This is a genomic window from Methanosarcina barkeri MS (genome assembly GCF_000970025.1).
Taxonomy (GTDB): Archaea; Halobacteriota; Methanosarcinia; order Methanosarcinales; family Methanosarcinaceae; genus Methanosarcina; species Methanosarcina barkeri.
Map to the genome: position 1 here is coordinate 669221 of NZ_CP009528.1, position 19154 is coordinate 688374.

Genomic DNA, 19154 nt, shown 5'->3' on the forward strand with positions numbered 1-19154 from the left:
ACTTAGGAAACATGGGCATTGCTGACGGTATCGCCCTATCCCCCGATGCGTCAAAAATAGCAATTTGTGGACACGGTCCAGCTGACATTGACTACTATATTAACATTGGAAAGGTAGGTAAAGATTTTACCAGTCTTCGTTCTGGATTAATTACTCATCAAACTCAGTCCAGACAGTCACAGATTTGGTCTCCAGATGGTTCAAAAATAGTATACTATGCCGGGGAAAACGAGTCCTATTGTGAAGATGAACACTCTGAAATTTATACTATAAAAGCCGATGGTACTGGTAAAACTCAACTCACTTCAGATTCGGCAAATGATAATTCCCCTGTGTTTTCACCTGATGGAAGTAGAATTGTCTTTGTGTCAGATAAAGCTGGAAGTGAAGATATCTGGGTTATGAATGCTGATGGAAAAAACAAAGTTCAGTTAACATCAAACTCAGCATCGGATTTATTTCCTGTATGGAGTCCAGACGGCAAAAAACTTGCTTTTTGGTCTGATCGGGGAAGAAGCAATAGTATCTATATTCTGACCCTAGACAATGCGAAACCACCTGTTGCTGCTTTCTGTGCATCCTCTACTTCAGGAAGTGCTCCTTTGAAAGTCAGTTTCACGGATATGAGTACAGGCACACCAACTTCATGGAAATGGAGTTTTGGAGATGGAAAAATTTCAACACTCCAAAATCCTGTGCACATCTATAGTCAAGCAGGAAAATATACGGTTAGTTTGACAGTAAAGAATGCAGCAGGAACAAATATGAAAACAATGACGAAATATATAACTGCAAAAACATCTCCTGTAAAACCGATTGCTGCATTTTCAGCTTCTCCTAGATCAGGAAAAGCTCCTTCAACTGTTTCATTTACTGACCAAAGTACAGGAAAACCAACTAAATGGAAATGGAGTTTTGGAGACGGAAAAACTTCAAGAGAAAAGAACCCAAAACATCATTATTTGCAGGAAGGAAACTATAAGGTTACACTTACAGTAACCAATGCTGCAGGCAGTAGTACTGTGAAGAAGATAAATTACATAAAATTGACAACAAATACAAGACCCGGGATGTTCTAAAAGCAAATAAACCTTAAATTGAAATAATAGAAAAAAGACCAGGTCTAAACGGAGTGGGGAAATTGTTTATTAAATGTAATATTCAGCCTGGATAAACAACATCAACGCCATCGTTATTAAGATTCAATGTACAAATCTCTGTGAATACGTTTTCTTTGATTGTTTGAGGTTGATTACGCTTTCTCACTGTTCATCTGTTAGTTATCAAACTCCCAGTTTTCGATTTTTCACTGTTGTCATCTGTTAGTTATTAAACTCCCAGTTTTCATCAAAATTGACATCAATAAACTTTCTTGGTAGGCTGAATAAATAATTTAGCTTGGAAAGAACAGCTATCAAGCCTTGAGTGATTAGACTTAAACGGTTATTTGTGCATGTTATTCAAAGAATATTATGTTCGTTTTATCCTCTTCTTTTTTGAAAATAAGTCTCAACCTTTTTCTCACGTTCCGTAGGTTTCAGATAACTAGATAATTTTGATTTTAAAGTAAAATTGTGATATTGATTACTGTATTGATATCACTGTCATGTTTTGTTTTGCAATTAGAATTTGTGTCTCTAACGTCAAGAGTCCAATTAGAGTTATAATATCCGCAAGTACTACAAAATTTAGAAGAAGGTTCAAACTATCCTGTTCTCAGGACAGTTTTCCAAGCCATTTGACTTCATATTCTAACCTTGCTACCGATATGTAACTTCAAAAATCATACTACTGGAATTTCTGAGATTCAATTCTATATGTTTACTTTTCTAAATTTCTATATTAACCATACTTTTTTTCATAATTTAGTATGATTAAATATCCATAATTCTTTTATTTTTAAGAATATTTGATATTATATTAAGCAGTAGATCTTTAGAGCTCAGAAGTATTTTATAATTGGACACTGATCTCTATAGGGGTTTAGTACTCTGTAATAAAGTTTAACGCCTGCATATCTGTCATAAAAACATAGCTACTTGACAGCTATATATATTAATTTTCTTGAATGCAGGGTCTGAAAACCCAAGTGGTTTGGTTACAGAAAGTCTTACCCACTAATAAAGAAATAACGTTGAAAAGGAGTGTGAATATGTGGAAAAAAAAATCCATAGGCCTTTAAGGAAAGATGTTTCTAAACTGTTATGTGTCATATGTACATCATTATTATTAGTATCTCTATTTTCATTTACCGGCTTGGCTGGAGATATAAACACATCCTCTACTATTAGCTCAGACGATAAGATCTCAACAAGTTTGACCTCCGAACTTACTAAAATTTCAGAAAACGAACAAATTCCAGTAATTATAACACTACCAAATCAGAAGATCGCGTTTAATACTGCTGCTGGAAAATCTCAAATTGAGAGTGAACAGAAAAATCTCATAACGTTTCTTAAAAATGAAAAATCAAAAAACAAGGTAAATGAAATAAAATCTATTAAAATTATTAATGCTGTTGCTGCTAAGGTAACCCCTGAAGTTTTAACTTCTCTTGCCGGAAGATCTGACGTTTCGAATATTGAACTTGACAAAGTTGTCTCTATAAAAGGGCAATCAGAACTTTCTTTCAAAAAAATAGAATCATCAGCTACCCAGTCGAATAGTGCATCCATAAATGCATGGGGAGTGGATAAGATTAACGCGCCTGCAGTATGGAATCAGGGTATAACCGGTAAAGGAATAACTGTTGCTGTCGTGGATACAGGAATTGATGCGACACATCCTGATCTTGATGATCTTGATGACAATCCCAGTACAAATGATCCGAAAGTTGTCGGCTGGATTGACTATGTAAACTCAGAGTCATCTGCTTATGATGATAACGGGCACGGCACTCATGTATCCGGAACCGTTTCAGGAACCGGGGCTAATGGAATACAAACAGGAGTTGCACCAGGTACAAAGCTGATTGTAGCAAAAGTTTTCGATTCAGAAGGTGATGGATATTTATCTGATTGTATTCTCGGTTTTGAGTGGGCAGTTAATAATAATGCCCGTATTATAAGTTTTAGCGGTGGATCTTCAGAACATGATTCGTTATTTACAACCGCGATAAACAAGGTGGTGGCGGCAGGTGTAGTTCCTGTTATAGCGGCTGGTAATGATGGTGAGGGTGGATCTGGCACAATCACATGCCCGGGTGATGAACTCAATTCACTCACTGTCGGTGCAACGGATTCCTCCGATGTAATCGCAGATTTCAGTGGTCGGGGTCCTGTCACTCTAAATGGCCAAAAATACGTTAAACCAGATTTCTCTGCGCCTGGTGTGTCTGTTCCTTCAACGTACCCAGGAGGTGAATATGCATATGGGACTGGAACTTCCATGGCAACACCACACGTTTCCGGTGCTGCAGCATTAATTCTGCAAAAAAACCCTACTATGACGCCGGCTGAAGTAAAGAAAGCATTAGAAGGTGCAGCAGTAGATCTTGGATCGGCAGGAAAGGATAATGATTACGGTTCAGGCAGGATCGATGCATACAGTGCAGTGTTTGGCAAAGGACCTGTTGCAAACTTTTCTGCAACTCCTACCTCTGGAAAAGTTCCATTAACAGTTGCCTTTACTGACACCAGTACAGGAACGCCTACTAAATGGTTCTGGAATTTTGGAGATGGATCAAAGTCATACCACCAAAATCCAAAGCATAAATATTCCAAAGCAGGTAATTATACGGTGGCTCTAACAACAAAAAATACTAAAGGTAGTAACATGGTAACAAAAACAGATTACATAGTAGTAGTCTCAAAACCTACTGCTGCATTTTCTGCATCTCCTACCTCCGGAAAAGCTCCATTAACTGTTGCCTTTACTGACCAGAGTTCAGGAAACCCCACTAAATGGAAATGGAGTTTTGGAGACGGAGCAATTTCAAGAGAAAAAAATCCAGAACATCAGTATTCACAGGAAGGAAAATATAAGATTACACTTACAGTAAGCAATTCGGCAGGTGGCAGTACTGTAAAGAAGATAAATTACATAAAAGTGACAACAAATACAAGACCAGGGGTATACTCTAAAAGCTAATAAATACTCTAAAAGCTAATAAACCCTTAAATTAAAAAAGGAAAAAAGATCAAGGTTAAACGGAGTGGGGAAATTATTTTATCAAATATGATAACAAGATCATCTTTGATTATAATTTATAAATGCCTGGCACTAAATCTTCTAACGTTTCAGTCCGGTAAGGATAGATTTTCAATTTTCTGTAATATTGAAATATACTTATTTTCTATATTTTCCCATGAGTAATTTTGCAAAACAAACTCCATCCCATTTTTACCCATAACATTCCTCATTTCATCTCTTGCCAGTAGAAGGTCCAGACACGCCTTAAATTCCTCATAGTTTTCGTAGTACAGGCCGGCATTGCCTCTGATACACTGACCTTTTAACACGTCACACTTCCCATTTACAAGTACAGGAGTTTTACAAAGCCAGGATTCAAGCAGGACCATAGACAAACTTTCGTACTTTGAGGGCATTACTAATAGTTTTGCCGCTTTGATTCCTTCAAACTTATCCTGTTCAGGAACAAAACCTAAGGAAAGGATATCAGGGCTTTGAGGGATCTTCATAGTCTGTTTTCCCAGTAACACGAGTTTAACCGAAGATTCCTTTTCCTTTTTATACCGAAGAAAATACTCAAACAGCTCCTGACAACCTTTAGACTCGTCTACTCTTCCGACAAAGATAATGAAATCATCCAGATTATACTTGCGGGCAAACAAAGCTGCATTAGTTTTATCCGGAATATCTATACCTACACCCACAACATCAGAAGGTATATTCGAAACCCTGAATTTTGAGGTGACAAAATTCTTCTCTTCTTCGGTATTAAAAATAAACCGCCTGGGAGATTTGAAGAGCGAGTCAAATATCGACAAATAGATCGGAGGTTCGTCGTGTGCCGTAGGAACAAGTAGAGCTTTTTCTTTCACCTGTGGAAGGCCGAAGAAGGTAGTACAGTAAAGATAGGTAAAAAAGATAAAGCAAGTATAATCATCTTTAGCATTTTTTATGTAATTTAATAAGTGTGTTGAATACGGGCCCTGCATTTTCATCCATTTAACTTCGTCTTCGTAGGTGGGGCTATTTCCAAGGATTTTCTCAGAGAATTTATTAAATGCCAGTAAATCTCTTTCATAATCAACACGAAATCTCCTGACCCTCACTCCATTTAAGGTTTCGATCCCTGCAGGATATTCATTCTTCCAGGTTGTGTAGTCTACTGCACAGGTAGTTAACACTTCTACCTTAAAGTATTTTGATAAATGTTCAGCTACTAGCCTGCAGTGGAATTCGGCCCCTCCGTTAACTTCCAGGCCATACCGCTGGACGACTAAAGCGATTTTCATTCGACCACCTTTTGAATATAATCTTTTAGTAAATTTTTCATAGTCGGTCTTTCAAAATATTTTAGTCTTTCATTGTAAACATTAAGGTCCAGTAAAAGTGGAAAAATCTCAGTATTTTTAAACCCCAGGTCATTTAGTCCTAGCTGAGTATATCGAGAATTTGCCAGTGCCAGGTCGGTTATCTCTGGATTTAAATTGAGATCCTTTCTTCCCCGTACCAGTAAATACTGGATATAATCTTTGACTCCATAAAGATATTTTCCAGGCGTAATTCCATGAAACCTTATTATTTTTTTATCTGGTAATTGTTTTACATAATTAGAGACATCGGAGCCTATAGATAAATGAAATATTAACACGTTGTCTTTTGAAGAGACGTTGTCATATTCAAGATATTTAGCATCCATTTCAGGGTGGATATTTTCAGCGTAGATCTGTGAGTTATAACCCCATTTTCTAAGGGTTGTATTAATCTCAATAACTTCATTTCCTATTGCATCACCAGGACTAAAGGTTGGCAACATTTGATGAATTTCCATATTCAAGCCTCTTCAAGAAACCGTACATATTTTTCAACAATCAGGTCCCAGTTAAAGTTCTCATCTACATATTTCTTCCCATTTATAGCCATTTTTCTTCTTAACTGAGGATTATTTAAGTAAAAGTTAACGCATCCTTCAAATTCCTCGTAATTTTCAAAATACAATCCAGACTTACCTTTAATACAATGGTTCTTTGTTACAGCGCATCCGGAATGAACCAGAACTGGGGTAAGACATAACCATGATTCCATTATCACTATTGAAAAGATTTCTTTAATTGAGGGTTGACAAAAAAGACTTGCAGCAGCAAACGCATCATATTTATCCTGTTTCTTAACAAAACCCAGGTCAAATATCTCTTTTTTAAACTTTTCCGGGATACTGACCTCTCCGCTTCCCATCAAGATGAGCTTAAGCTCATTCTGATTTTTCAGCTTATACTTACAAAAAAAATCAATTAGAAGAGGAGTGTTTTTACCTGGCTCCCGCCTTCCAGCATAAAGAATGAAATCATCATAGATTCCATATTTCTCCCGAAATCTCTTTGCTTCAAAGGAAATACTGGTGTCTATGCCTTCTCCTATAATTATCTGCTTGCCTTTAATGTCGAATATTTCGTTTGCAAGTTTTTCTTCGGGTTCAGCATGGAATATTATCCCTGCCACGTTCTGGAACATATTCTTATAAATGTCCATATATGCGTAGCTCTCATCGTGAAGGCAGGGTATTAAATATGATTTTTTCGGGTGGATTTGAGACCCATAATATGTAGTTCCGAACATGTAAGGTATAAACAGGAAGTAATCGTAGTCGGAACCATGAGCTTCAAGGTATCGGTAAAGATCGTCGCTATTAATCATCTCTTCGATGTATATCTGCTCTTCTTTCACCGAAAGTTTCTGGTTGTGTATCAATTTTGAGTTAACACGATCAAATAGTCTACTGTTCCTTTGTCGGACTTTAAATCTTCGAATTATAACATTATTTAGTTGGAATACTCCTTCTTCATAATAATTGGAGTTCCAATCCGAATTGAACTCTTTCACGCAGGTAGTAAGGATTTCAACTTCAATTCCATTTCTGGAAAGGTTCTCAGCCGTATTTTTATATTCACTTTCCGCACCGCCCGGAATCTCTCCATACCAGGGAACAACAAATGCAATCTTCATTAACACTGCTCCAAAGTTATCTCACAACCTTAAAGAAAGTAGAAAGCAAGCAAAATCTCTACTTATTCATGATTTCCTGTCACTGGATTCTTTATTTCTTCCCGATCACCGCATAGTCCTGGGCTCCATATAAGGCATCGTTTATCATGTCTATGTTTTGGTTAGAGATATCAATCATTGATTTGTCCTGGTTGGTATCCTCAAGATTCGGAAACTTTCTCAATTTCATTTCAGGAGATACAGGGGACAAAAATTTCGTTTCAATATCACGGAAACCTGCATTGCTGACTAAAAATTTTAGAGTCTCTGGATGCACAGGTTTTATGTGAGAGAGATCTATGTAAAAGTTCGCGAGGGAGAATAAAGATAGAGGGTTAACGGTCTCGATAATAATGTAAAAACCGTATTTCATTTTTTTGTTGCACAGACTCAACATATTAACAAAATACCTGGGATTGAGGTGTTCAACTACCTGACTTATGAAAATCCCATCGAGGCTTTTGTCCTTGATCTCTTCAAGAGCTTTTATAGCGTCTTTTAATTCGGCATTCAGACCCTTAGATTTACAGAAGCTTATCATGTCCTCATCGACATCAATTCCTCGAGCATTGATACCTTTTTGTTTTGCTAGTTCCAGAAACTCTCCCCGTCCACATCCAATATCAAGCACATTGGTGCAATTCTCAAAATAACCTATAAAGTTTGTCTGATGCTGCAGGACATTTTCTCTTGAACCGCGGAATCTTTCTTCAAATACATAATAGTTAATCTGAGGATCAGCGTTTCCAGAGACAGTAGCCTGGGTGTTGGCCTTTCCGGATGCATTATTTTGAGCATTGGTCTTTCCTAAGGAATTATTCTGGGCAGCTCTTCCGGAAGAATTAATATGAGCATTAGCTTTTCCAGAGGCATTCGCCTGGGTGTTAGCCTTTCCGGAAGAATTTGTTCCCTGACTTCCAAGCTCTTTCTGTATTCTGGATTCAAGTACTCTGTTAAGCCAGGCTTTGTTCTCAAGGTCCAGATTAACAGCAGAAACTATAGATTCGACTTCTTTCTTTATACTGCTGACAACTTCAAATTTCAACTTTTCAGTTTCACTGCTTAGTTGCTCAACTTTAGATTTTAGTAGTTTGTTTTCATCCTCGAGTTGTTCTATTTCCGATTTTAATTTCTCCACTTTATTAGAACAGAAGTCTGCTGTCTCCCTTGCATCATTGAGAACGCCTGCAAGGTTATAATTAAGTTGACTTTGTTTCTGAAATACGGGATCGACATAACGTCTGACCTCTCCATGAACTAATTTTCTACCTTTTATTAAAAATGGGCCCAAAAATGGACGATGAGAACTGATAGAATAGGTATCGTTACGAAGATCATAATCAGAATTAATTATTCCGGACCCCTGGGAACTTCTTTCATTTGAGGAGACCTCTGAAAATACATGTTCTATCTCTTCAATGTCCTTTGGATCCTCATTTTCTTTTCTTTCCCTTATGTTCTCACGAATTTTTTCCATAATCTCTTCAACATTGATTTCATCGTCTTTAATCTCGAACGTATCCATTTTTGATTCCTCTAACCTGCATTCATCCGGGTTTTGCTCAACTTTTGCGCTAATGTTAAGTAAAGGCTTATTAGTAATTTCCTGAAGCCAGAAACAGCCTTCTTGCACGAGGTCAATTTGCAACTGATATTCCCCATGCTCTTGAGGAGCGACAATATCCACTTGAAGATCCCGCTGTTCATTAGGATTTAAAGCAGGTAGTATTCCAGTCCTGAGTCCATCAAAAACTTCACACGTGCCATCAGTTTTCAACCAGTGATACGAGATATTCACAGGACAAGGAGGTAGAGATACGAGCCGCTCTTTTCCGTTATTCTTAAGAGTTATATGCAACTTGAATTTTTTATTTGAGAAAGTGTTAATTGAATCTTTTTCCGACAGAGCTTCTACATTTACTCCATTGCGGTCAAGTTTTCTGGGAGATAATAATTGAACAATCCGATCCCTGTCTAGATCTTCAAAAGAACTTACAGCAAGGATAGTTCTGGCATTATTATACTCTTCCGAACTAAAAGAGTGAGTGAGTGAACCTGCTAAATCTTGAGAATCGTTTACCCATGTCAATATATGTGAAAAATATTTATTTAAATTAAGGAATAGGCTTTGAGGAGTTTGTTCATTGACATGTCTCAGATCTTCATAAAACGTCCTGGGGTTTTCAGGAATATAAAGCCCTATTTCCTTTGCGATTTTTCGCTTTTCTTCATACGTATATTGGTAGTACAACTTATTGGGGTAAATATATGTAATAAATAAACCGTCTTCTTTAAGGAGTTCGGCGATTTTTAGAATAACTAATTCAAGTTTATCTTCTGGAACGCGCTCAATTAGATCTGTTGCAATAATTCTATCATATTTTTTATTAAACTTATGATTTAAAAAATTGTCTTGAATAAATTCCAGATTCTTCATCGAGCTATTGGCTAAATATTTAGCTTTAGCCGTCTTAATCGCAGAAGAAGAATCGTCAATTCCGGTCACATGAGCTCCAGACTTTGATAAGGTGTAGGAAAGCTCACCTCTGCCACAGCCTACATCCAGTATATTCATGTCTTTATTCGGATTAGCAAGACAGGATATGGAAATTAAACGAGAATTTTCAAATTCTCTGCCTTTATACCTTTTATAAGAGTCAATAATGCCTTCTAGGTTCGAATTTTCCTTACTCAAGCCTTCTACGAACATATGCTTAGCTGAACTTTTAGTTTTAATCAGCAGTTCGCCTGCGTAGGAAGGTATTGTTACAGCAAATTCGATAAAGTCTTTATATTTATTTAAAAAATAAGTTGCGCTCAATAAATTTTCTTTAGACCAGAAATAACCGTCAACCAGAATCCATTTCCCTTTTTCCAGTGCAAGTTCTAAATTATGGAATGTACCGTCTCCATCCTGATGATCATTAATATGAATAAGGTCATAGAAATCTCCAGGTAATGTAGGCATTGACCGGCTATTGGCAAGCAAAAATTCTGCCTTGTAATTTTGTGTGATTCTTTTGGCCCAGTTCCCCGCCCCTTTATTTCCTCCAAAAGTATCAGAATCGTTATCTATCCCCAGATAAGTTGCATTTTCTGAAGCCTTAAGGAAAGTTATCGCACTATAACCGTATCTGACTCCGATTTCCAGTATAGACGTTGGGCGGATCATTTTTGCAATTGCAAATTTCATGCGGTAATAATCAACCCACTCATTGAATAGATCTGATAATTTATCCCCAGGAAATACATAATTCCTAAAATCGTAGTTAGTATGGTTATAAATAGAGATTAACTCATCCATCATACTCCGTTCTCCAGAAAGCAATTTATTAGCGCAAGTGATTAACAGTTTATATGATTACTTTTCATAATGAATACTAATAGACTAACAATTTGATTTAGTTTGCATATTTTATAAGTGAGTGATAGTAGAATAATAATAATTTGATTTAGATTGAATATTTCATATAAGTAATAGTTGAATAATAATTCGATTCTTTTAATACATCACACTTTCCATTTATAAGTACAGGAGTATTACAGAGCCAGGACTCGAGAAAGGACATGGATAAACTTTCGTACTTTTGAGGGCATTATTAATATTTTTGCCGATTTGATCCCGTTAAACTTTTCTTGATTCTTCACTGTTTTGTGTGGATTGAAAATAATTGCTTAGTTATAAAGTATTCAGACCAAATTGGAAAATATCAAGCTTGAATGTGATTTTCAGCAACAACTGCTTCTCTATTTAATATATGTGACTTCAACATTTGGCATGAAAGTGCTTGAAATAACTTTCATATTTTTGTGCATGTTATTCAACGAATTTCATGCTCGTTTAGAAACTAAATGGAAGTTACCCACTCGAAACAGCGAAGATTCACTATTTCCAAAATAACCCAATGGAATTCTCTAGGGAATTAACATATCGTACAGTTGCAAAAAAGAAATGCAAGAGACTTTAAACACATATGTTATTTTATTAATATGATCTCTCTAAAATTAGGAAAACTAAAATTTGAGTTACCCACATGAAATAGTGAAGAGCCAACATTAATTTAAAAGCAAAATCATCAAAAAAATATATGAATTAAATGTTGATCTGCCAAATGCAAGATAAATATTCAAATGCGAGCTTGTAGTGGAATTCGGTACCTTCGTTAACTTCCAGGCCGTAATGCTAGACTACAAAAGTTAGCTTATTTTTTTAATATTACTTCACCTTGGATAATATTCTTTCAAACTGAGTGATTATTTTTTCCCTTTTGAAATCATCCAATCTACCTTTCTGTTTCTTGACAATAATTGATCGTAGTCTTTCATCCTCTACCAATAAATTTACCATCTCAGCAATTTCACAATAATTCTTTTTGTTAACCAGAATTCCCGTATTCTCAAGAGTGAAGGGGATAGCTGTAGAGTTGTACGCTATAATTGGAACTTCAAAGTACATACTTTCCAGTACAGGAACACAAAAGCCTTCGTGTTCACTCATACAGATAAAAACATCAGCTAGTTTATAGTAAGAAATCAGGTCGTTAAATTTGATCTTACCTAATAAATGAACATCTTTTAGATTTAAGTTCTGGATCAGCTTTTTCAAATAATCTGAATAAATTTCACAGCCTTCATAGCTGCCTGCCAGGAAAAGCCTTGATTTTGGGTTAATACGTTTATAATAATAAAATATTTTTATTATATCTTCCTGTCTTTTATGCGGGGTTACTCTCCCCACAAATAAGAGATTCACAAAATCATCATTATATTTCGACAGCAATTTTTCGTTTGGGTTTCTGTATTCATTAAAGTCCACTATTATAGGTAAAACATCGGTATTTTTAAATCCCATTTTTTGAAGTTCCAGTCTGTTGAATTCGGAAACGCCAACAGCAAGGTCTATGTGGTCAACAAGTGACCTGAGTTCATTTTTTCCATTTTCCAGTAAGTTTACAAGAGTCTCGTTGACTCCAATAAAATAGTCAGGCGGGGTAATATTATGGTAAATCATTATCTTTTTGTCGGGAAGTTTTGTAACAAATTCCGAAACTTCGGAACCGATGGAAAAGTGAAAAATTAATATGTTTTCTTTTGAAGAAACCTTCTTATATTCGGTATAATTTTTTGCGTCAATTCCAGGATGTATATTTTGAGCATATATTTCGGATTTATATCCCCATTTATTCAGAACGCTTTTTATTTCTCGGACTTCATTGCCTATGGCATCTCCTGGAGAAATTGTTGGTAAGATCTGGTGAATCTCCATTTTCAAAAACTCCCTAAAAAGTCAATATATTTTTCTACAATTTTATCCCAGCTAAAATTATCAATAACATACGACATCCCGTTCTCAGCCATAATCTTTCTGATAGCAGGGTTTCCCAGATAGAAATCGAGGCACCCTTCAAATTCATAATAGTCATTAAAATAAAGTCCACCATTACATTTGATACAGTGGTCTTTAGTTACGGCGCAATTCCCATGTACCAGTACAGGGGATTTACATAACCACGACTCCATTATTACAATAGAAAAACTTTCATTCAAAGAGGGCTGACACAAAAAAGTAGCCGCTGCATATGCATCATACTTATCCTGAAGTGGTACAAACCCCAGATCAATAATGTCATTTCTACTTTCAGAGGGTATTTCTATTGTTCCACTACCAATAAGAACGAGCTTTAATTCATTCTTTCTATGCTTTTTATATCTGGTAAAAAAATCAATTAGAAGAGGAACATTTTTCCCGGCTTCCTTCCTTCCTGCGTAAAGAATGAAGTCAGTTTTAATGCCGTATTTCTCCCGGAATCGGTCTGGATTATACACAAAATCCATATCAATTCCCTCTCCTAAAACAGTCTGCATGTTATTTAGGTTATAAAGATGATTCGCTAATATTTTTTCAGGAGATGCATGAAAAATAATGCCTTTGACATTTTCAAACATAGTCTTATAAATATTCAGGTAAGCGTAGCTTTCATCATGAAGGCATGGAATTATAACTGATTTTTCAGGGTATATGCAGGATCCATAGTAAGTCGTACCGAACATATATGGAATAAATAAAAAGTAATCGTAATCTGTACCATGTTCAGCAATATAAGAATAGAGACCGGGGCTGTTAACCATTTCCCGCATAAACGTTTTCTCTTCATCGGGAGATATCTCAAGACCGCGCATAAGTTTATAGTTTATTTTATCAAAACGGGCAGTATCTCTTTTCCTTACTGAAAATCTGTGTATACTGACCCCATTTAAATTATAAATCCCCTCTTCATAAAAGTCAGTGCTCCAATCACTCAAGAATTCTTTGACGCAAGTAGTAAGTATTTCAACTTCAATACCGTGTTTTTGCAGGTTTTCAACTGTTCTTCTGCATTCACTTTCTGCTCCGCCAGGAATGTTCCCGTACCAAGGAGTTACAAACGCTAGTTTCATAGTAATTTATCCCCGGATCACATAACATAAAATTATGATAATAATTCAAACATTATTTAGTCCCTCATTTTTTTCCGATGACCGCATAATCCTGTGCTCCGTATAAAGTGTTGTTTAACATATTGACGTTTTGATTATAAGTTTCAAACAGGACTTTCTCTCTGTCTTTTAGGTCATCAAAGTCCGGCAACTTCTTTAATCTCATACTGTCTGGAACGGGAGAAATAAATTTCGTCTCAATTTCGCGGAAATTAACTGCACTTAATAAAAACTTGAGTGTTTCGGGATGTACTGGTTTTATATGAGTAAAATCAATATAAAAATTGGTAAAAGAAAAGAATGATAGAGGATTTACAGTCTCTACTATTAAATAAAAACCATACTTAAGCTTCTTGTTGCAAAGGTTTAACATTTTGATAAGATAATTAGGAGCCAGATGTTCAACTACCTGACTGATGAAAATTCCATCCAGGCTTTTGTCTTCCATAGTTTGAAGAGTTTCAATTGCATCCTTTAACTCTACATTAAAACCTTTTGATTTGCAGAAACTAATCATATCTTCATCGATATCTATTCCCTTCGCAACGATATCGTTCTGTCTGGCTAGTTCCAGAAATTCCCCTCTTCCACAACCGATATCCAACACATTTTTACAATCCTTGAAGTAATCTAAAAATGCTTTTTGATGCTGTTGAATGTGATCCCTTGAGCCTCTGAACTGTTCTTCAAATGCGTAATAATTTATTTCAGATTCATTGTTTTCAGATTCATTGTTTTCAGGTTTCTGTACCTTATGATTCTGCAAGTTTTTTTTTAAGCTGTTCTCAAGCACACTGTTAAGCCAGATTTTGTTATTCAGATCCAAATCAATTGCAGAAATAACGCTATTAACTTCAGATTTGATATTTTGGGAAGAATTTACTTTTAAATGCTCAAGCTCGGTTTTTAAATATCCTGCATCTGTTTTTAAAGATTTAACATCAATTTTTAAACTTTTTGCATCGATATTTAGGCGTTCAAAATCAGTGTTCAAATTTCCGACATCAGTTTTTAAATCTTTAACCACATCTGTAACGCCAAAATTAAATTTTCTTTGTTTTTGGAAAACTGGATCAACATATCTCTGGACCTCTCCATGGACCATTTTTCTTCCTTCTACAAGAAACTTTCCTATGACTGGACGATGAGAACTTATTGTATAACTTTCATTGCAGATGTCACTATAATTTATAAATTCAAGACCTTCAGGAATATCTATTTTTATAGGGGAAGCTGCAGAAAATGTTTCACTCATTATTTCCGGTTCATTTTCTGTATAAATACCCTCTTTTTTTCTCTTATCTATGTTCTCACGGATTTTTTCCATGATCTTCTCGATATCTACCTCTTCGTCCTTAATTTCCAGTGTATCCAATTTAGATTCCTCAATGAACTTAATTATTTATATGGATTCATTTTCAGAGTTTTCCAGAGTATATGTTTATTGGATATGGCACAAAGTCTGTTAATCCGAAGCTACGCTTATTTATCGACATCTCTTATTTCTTAAGACAGCATGTTCATTTTCGGCATCTGTTTCAACAGAAAAATTATTTATTTAATCAAAAACACTGTCGTTTTTTATCGAGTAATGTTTATAACTCTTTACCGGATCCTTTTTGAATTTTTATTTTTGGTTTCATATTGAAAACTCCGGTATAGATAATTGCACTATCATTAGGAATTACTTTTAAAACCTCTATATCGTGAGCCATAAGCAAATATTCTTCAAAAGCATCTTTTCCGTATCCCTTATTTGCCACACCAACAGAGAATGAATAGTCTCCTGCCGAGAGTGGAATAAAGAATTCCCAGATTAGTTCTGCAATCTGCCCTTTTTTTAGAGTAAAAGTTTTAATGCCACTACAATATGTATTTGTTTCAAATACTGATACACCCAGATTGTTTCTAACGTGAAGGCCAAAGTGAGGATCAGATAATTCTTTTAAGGCCTTGACTTGATATATAACTTTAATTACCTGTTCACTCTCAGTGTATAATATTTCCTCGTTTTTTGAGTTCAGAATTTTAAAGGAAATAAGTTCAACTTCCCCTGTTGAAGCATTCGGATTTTTTCGACCTGTACAATCTTTCGTATCAGCTATGTCATATACTTTTACTTCTGTATCTCCCATGTGTGCTTTTTGTAAAATCATTCCATGATAATAATCAATTATATCTTTTGGGTCGCCGGAACTAAGCATATGACCGTGATCTAATAACATTGCTGAATCACATACAATTTTTACAGCATTCATGTCGTGAGATACAAAAATAATGGATCCGCCACTGTTTTTAAATTCCAGAATCTTTCTCATGCATTTTTGCTGAAAATATGCGTCTCCGACAGATAGCGCTTCATCTACCAAAAAACACTTTGGTTCTGCATGCATTGCTATTGAGAATGCAAGCCTCATAAGCATACCCGATGAGTATGTTTTGATCGGGTCATAAATAAAATCCCCAAGCTCTGTGAAATCAATAATCTCGTCTTTTTTCTTTTCAATTTCGCTTTTATCCATTCCTAGAAATGTCCCATTCATGAATATATTTTCAATGCCTGTAAGTTCTTGATCAAAACCTGTTCCCAGTTCAAGTAAACCGGTGATTTTTCCGTCTACTTCTATCAAGCCCTCGTCAGGAAGCATGACACCAGAAAGTACCTTTAATAGAGTAGATTTGCCAGCTCCATTCTGTCCTACTACCCCGAGGGTTTGTCCTTCCTTCACTTCAAAAGAAATATTGTCTAATGCAGTGATCTCTCTATGGTATTTTTTCTTTAAGATTTTCTCTTTTAATCTGTCAGTGGGTGTATGATACAACTTGAACTTTTTTGAAACACCTGATACTTTGATCATATTGAGTCACAACTTGTGATTTTAATTATATGAAATCTCGAATATCTTTTTCTAGTTTTTTGAAGATAATCTCTGCAAAGAATAGAATTACAAGACTTAACAAGAGCAGATATAAAATAGGCTTTAAACTTGGAATTTCCTTATATATAAATATAGTTTGATATAAGTGAATAAATGAAAACGCCGGATTATAATTCATGAGTTTTTTTACAAAATCTGGGAGTACATCATAAAGATATACGATTGGGGTAAACCAAAACCAGATCTTAAGTACAATTCCTACAACTTCTTTTAAATCCCTTACGAAGACAACAAATACTCCAATAAAAAACCCAAGGGAATAAGCGAAGATCTGCTGGATAATATATATAAATGGAACTAATAGAATTACACGGCTTACTCCATATCCACTGATCAGAAGTAAAAACAGGAATATTCCCATTGTCACAACATAAGTAATACTCTCCGAAACAGCAATATAGAGAGGAAATGAGGAAAGATCAACCTTAACTTTGGATATGATATATTTCTTGTCTAAAAAAACACTAGATGTCCTTGTAACAGTATTCGAAAAAGCATTCCATGCAATTACACCAGAAGTAAGATAGAATCCATATGCATAGACTGAAGACGAGCCAGGCAAACGCGATCCCATAAGATTAGCAAATATGACGGTAAATATAAAAATATCCACAAGTGGATAAATGAAATTCCACAAAGCTCCTAAAGTAGACCCTGAGTATTTTTCAGTAATATCTCTTTTTGCTAATTCAAGAATTAAACCTATATTCAAATTACTATCTCCTGATTATTAATTCACCGGGACGGAAGAATATTATATTTTTTGAGAAATTTTTGAGAAATAATCTGATCACCGGAGGTCATTTATCACAAAAACAATTTTCGCAAGCAACATTTTTTTTCATGCTATTTTCAAAAATAGAAATGTCAAACATAGCTGCTCTTTTAAAACATTCATTTCCATAGCTTGATGGGTTTTTCGAGATATTCTTTACTGCACTGATTATATCTTGAATATCTGCTTCCACAAACACGCCGGTTTTCCCGTCGACTACTGTTTCCTTAAATCCACCTTCATTTACAGCTACTACAGGTTTTCCACTTGCCATAGCTTCAACAGGTGTCATCCCGAAATCCTCATCCATGGCAGTGCAGATAAAACCTCTACAGCGGGAATAAAGGTCAAGTAATTCCGTCTCAGAAACTTCCCCAAGAACCTTCACGTTTTCAGGTAAGTTGTCAAGAATATTTTTTGCATAACTTTTTGCGTGATCTCCTTTGGAGTATCCCCCAACAATGACAAGCTTTTCTTCGGGCATTTTCTTGAATGCTTCAATTTGAATTTCCACTCGTTTTTCAGGATAGAGCCGGTTTACTGAAAGCCAGAAGTCTCCATATTCTTTACAGGTAAATTTTGAAGTTTCGACAGGGGGGTAGATAACTTCAGCATCCCTGTGGAAATACTTTTTGATTCTTGTTGAGGTATTTTTAGAGTTCGTTACGATTTTACATACATGGGAAAGGTAGTATTCCGAAATTGGCCTGTGAAGCCTGACCCATATCCGGAAGAAGATAGAAATCCAGAGGGGTTGCCTACTGATAAAGGTCTCGTAAAGGTCATAGAAAGCTCGTGTAGGAGTATGGCAGTAATACAGGTTGGGTTTATGTTTCTTTGCCGCGAAATATGCCCAGTTGCCTGAAAAAATGAAAAAATCGTATTCCTTTGAAAAATCGCAGGCTGCAAAATAAAATGATGCGGAAATCTGCTTCAAAGGAGGTATTTTTGGGGTTTTTCCCAGGCTGATTATTCGTATGTTGGAATACCCCATCTTTTTTACTGACTCCATATTCAAGTCAGTAGTGATAACATCGGCGTTGAAATATTTTGCGAGCATGAGAACAAGTTTCTCTCCACCGCCAATGGCTCCAAAATAATCATGAAATATAGCTATTTTCATCGATTTCTCACTTTTTTCAGGGGTTTTAACAAATGCAGATAAAAAGCTAATTTAATTATAAATGTAAACATCGAGCCCCCCATGAGTGGGAAGAGTATCGTGTCACGTTTTTATAATTTGAAGTTTCCTATCTATCCTTAAACTATCAATATAAAAGTTATCTGTGAATCTGATTTACGATTAATAATATCCGATTTCCTGCAAGATTTCAACAATTCATTAAACTCAACGATTATAAATATATTGAAAATTGTATATCAACAGTAGGGACATATGATACTTTCCAGATGAGATGGTTCATTAGATATATATAACACTTCCCAGATGAAGTGCTTCATTAGATAGCGAGATGATTCATTAGATAACAAGATCATATATTAATTATTTATTAAAGTTCATCTTTACCTCACTTAAAACAGTTCACCTTTACCTTACTTAAAACAGTTAATCTTCACTTTAAGTGTCATTTTAGTGTTATCTATCAGGTAACGAAATAAATTCTACTCTATAAAAATTGAGGCATTTAAGCATCACTTTAGTGCTGTTTGCCTTTATTTACTCTCATTTAATACACTTGTCTAAACTGGGAATCAATAATAAGGCTACAATTACAGTCTACGGTTATACCTTTAAAAGTACTCACGATATTATTTAGATCGTAAAACAACCT

11 protein-coding genes and 1 pseudogene are annotated in these 19154 nt (G+C 35.4%); 2 read left to right on the forward strand and 10 right to left on the reverse strand.

Annotated features, from left to right (window positions below):
* Positions 1 to 554 precede the first annotated feature (554 nt).
* Together MSBRM_RS22175 and MSBRM_RS18655 are read left to right on the forward strand one after the other, a co-directional pair.
* Positions 555 to 1079, forward strand: a pseudogene (locus MSBRM_RS22175) (PKD domain-containing protein); the annotation flags it as partial.
* A gap of 1075 nt (positions 1080 to 2154) precedes the next feature.
* Positions 2155 to 4089 carry a S8 family serine peptidase gene (locus MSBRM_RS18655; protein WP_052712666.1) on the forward strand — a complete coding sequence of 645 codons (1935 nt, stop codon included), beginning with the start codon at positions 2155 to 2157 and terminating at the stop codon, positions 4087 to 4089.
* Between the two features lie 149 nt (positions 4090 to 4238).
* On the opposite strand, the gene MSBRM_RS02870 is transcribed toward MSBRM_RS18655, so the two are convergent.
* The 10 genes from MSBRM_RS02870 to MSBRM_RS02915 form a co-directional block, all read right to left on the reverse strand.
* Positions 4239 to 5420: a glycosyltransferase family 4 protein gene (locus MSBRM_RS02870; RefSeq protein ID WP_048119982.1), complete on the reverse strand. Its 1182-nt coding sequence runs from the start codon at positions 5418 to 5420 to the stop codon at positions 4239 to 4241.
* Positions 5417 to 5959 (reverse strand): hypothetical protein, encoded by a 543-nt coding sequence (locus MSBRM_RS02875; protein WP_176722124.1) that lies wholly within the window; start codon positions 5957 to 5959, stop codon positions 5417 to 5419. Before MSBRM_RS02875 ends, MSBRM_RS02870 begins: the two co-directional genes overlap by 4 nt.
* A gap of 2 nt (positions 5960 to 5961) precedes the next feature.
* Entirely contained in the window at positions 5962 to 7131 is a 1170-nt protein-coding gene (locus tag MSBRM_RS02880; RefSeq protein ID WP_048119979.1) for a glycosyltransferase family 4 protein, read from the reverse strand.
* Positions 7132 to 7222: 91 nt separating this feature from the next.
* On the reverse strand, positions 7223 to 10477 hold the full coding sequence (locus MSBRM_RS18660; RefSeq protein WP_052712667.1) for a methyltransferase domain-containing protein: 3255 nt from the start codon (positions 10475 to 10477) through the stop codon (positions 7223 to 7225).
* Positions 10478 to 11386: 909 nt separating this feature from the next.
* Positions 11387 to 12436 (reverse strand): glycosyltransferase family 4 protein, encoded by a 1050-nt coding sequence (locus MSBRM_RS02890; protein WP_048119977.1) that lies wholly within the window; start codon positions 12434 to 12436, stop codon positions 11387 to 11389.
* A gap of 2 nt (positions 12437 to 12438) precedes the next feature.
* Positions 12439 to 13608 (reverse strand): glycosyltransferase family 4 protein, encoded by a 1170-nt coding sequence (locus MSBRM_RS02895; protein WP_048119975.1) that lies wholly within the window; start codon positions 13606 to 13608, stop codon positions 12439 to 12441.
* A 64-nt stretch (positions 13609 to 13672) separates the two neighbouring features.
* Complete coding sequence (locus MSBRM_RS18665; protein ID WP_052712668.1) at positions 13673 to 15022, reverse strand: class I SAM-dependent methyltransferase; 1350 nt, start codon at positions 15020 to 15022, stop codon at positions 13673 to 13675.
* A 220-nt stretch (positions 15023 to 15242) separates the two neighbouring features.
* Complete coding sequence (locus MSBRM_RS02905) at positions 15243 to 16505, reverse strand: ABC transporter ATP-binding protein (protein WP_048119973.1); 1263 nt, start codon at positions 16503 to 16505, stop codon at positions 15243 to 15245.
* Positions 16506 to 16530: 25 nt separating this feature from the next.
* Positions 16531 to 17298, reverse strand: coding sequence for an ABC transporter permease (locus tag MSBRM_RS02910; RefSeq protein WP_048119971.1), 768 nt, complete (start codon positions 17296 to 17298; stop codon positions 16531 to 16533).
* Between the two features lie 88 nt (positions 17299 to 17386).
* Positions 17387 to 18484: a glycosyltransferase gene (locus MSBRM_RS02915; RefSeq protein ID WP_048119969.1), complete on the reverse strand. Its 1098-nt coding sequence runs from the start codon at positions 18482 to 18484 to the stop codon at positions 17387 to 17389.
* Positions 18485 to 19154: the final 670 nt, after the last annotated feature.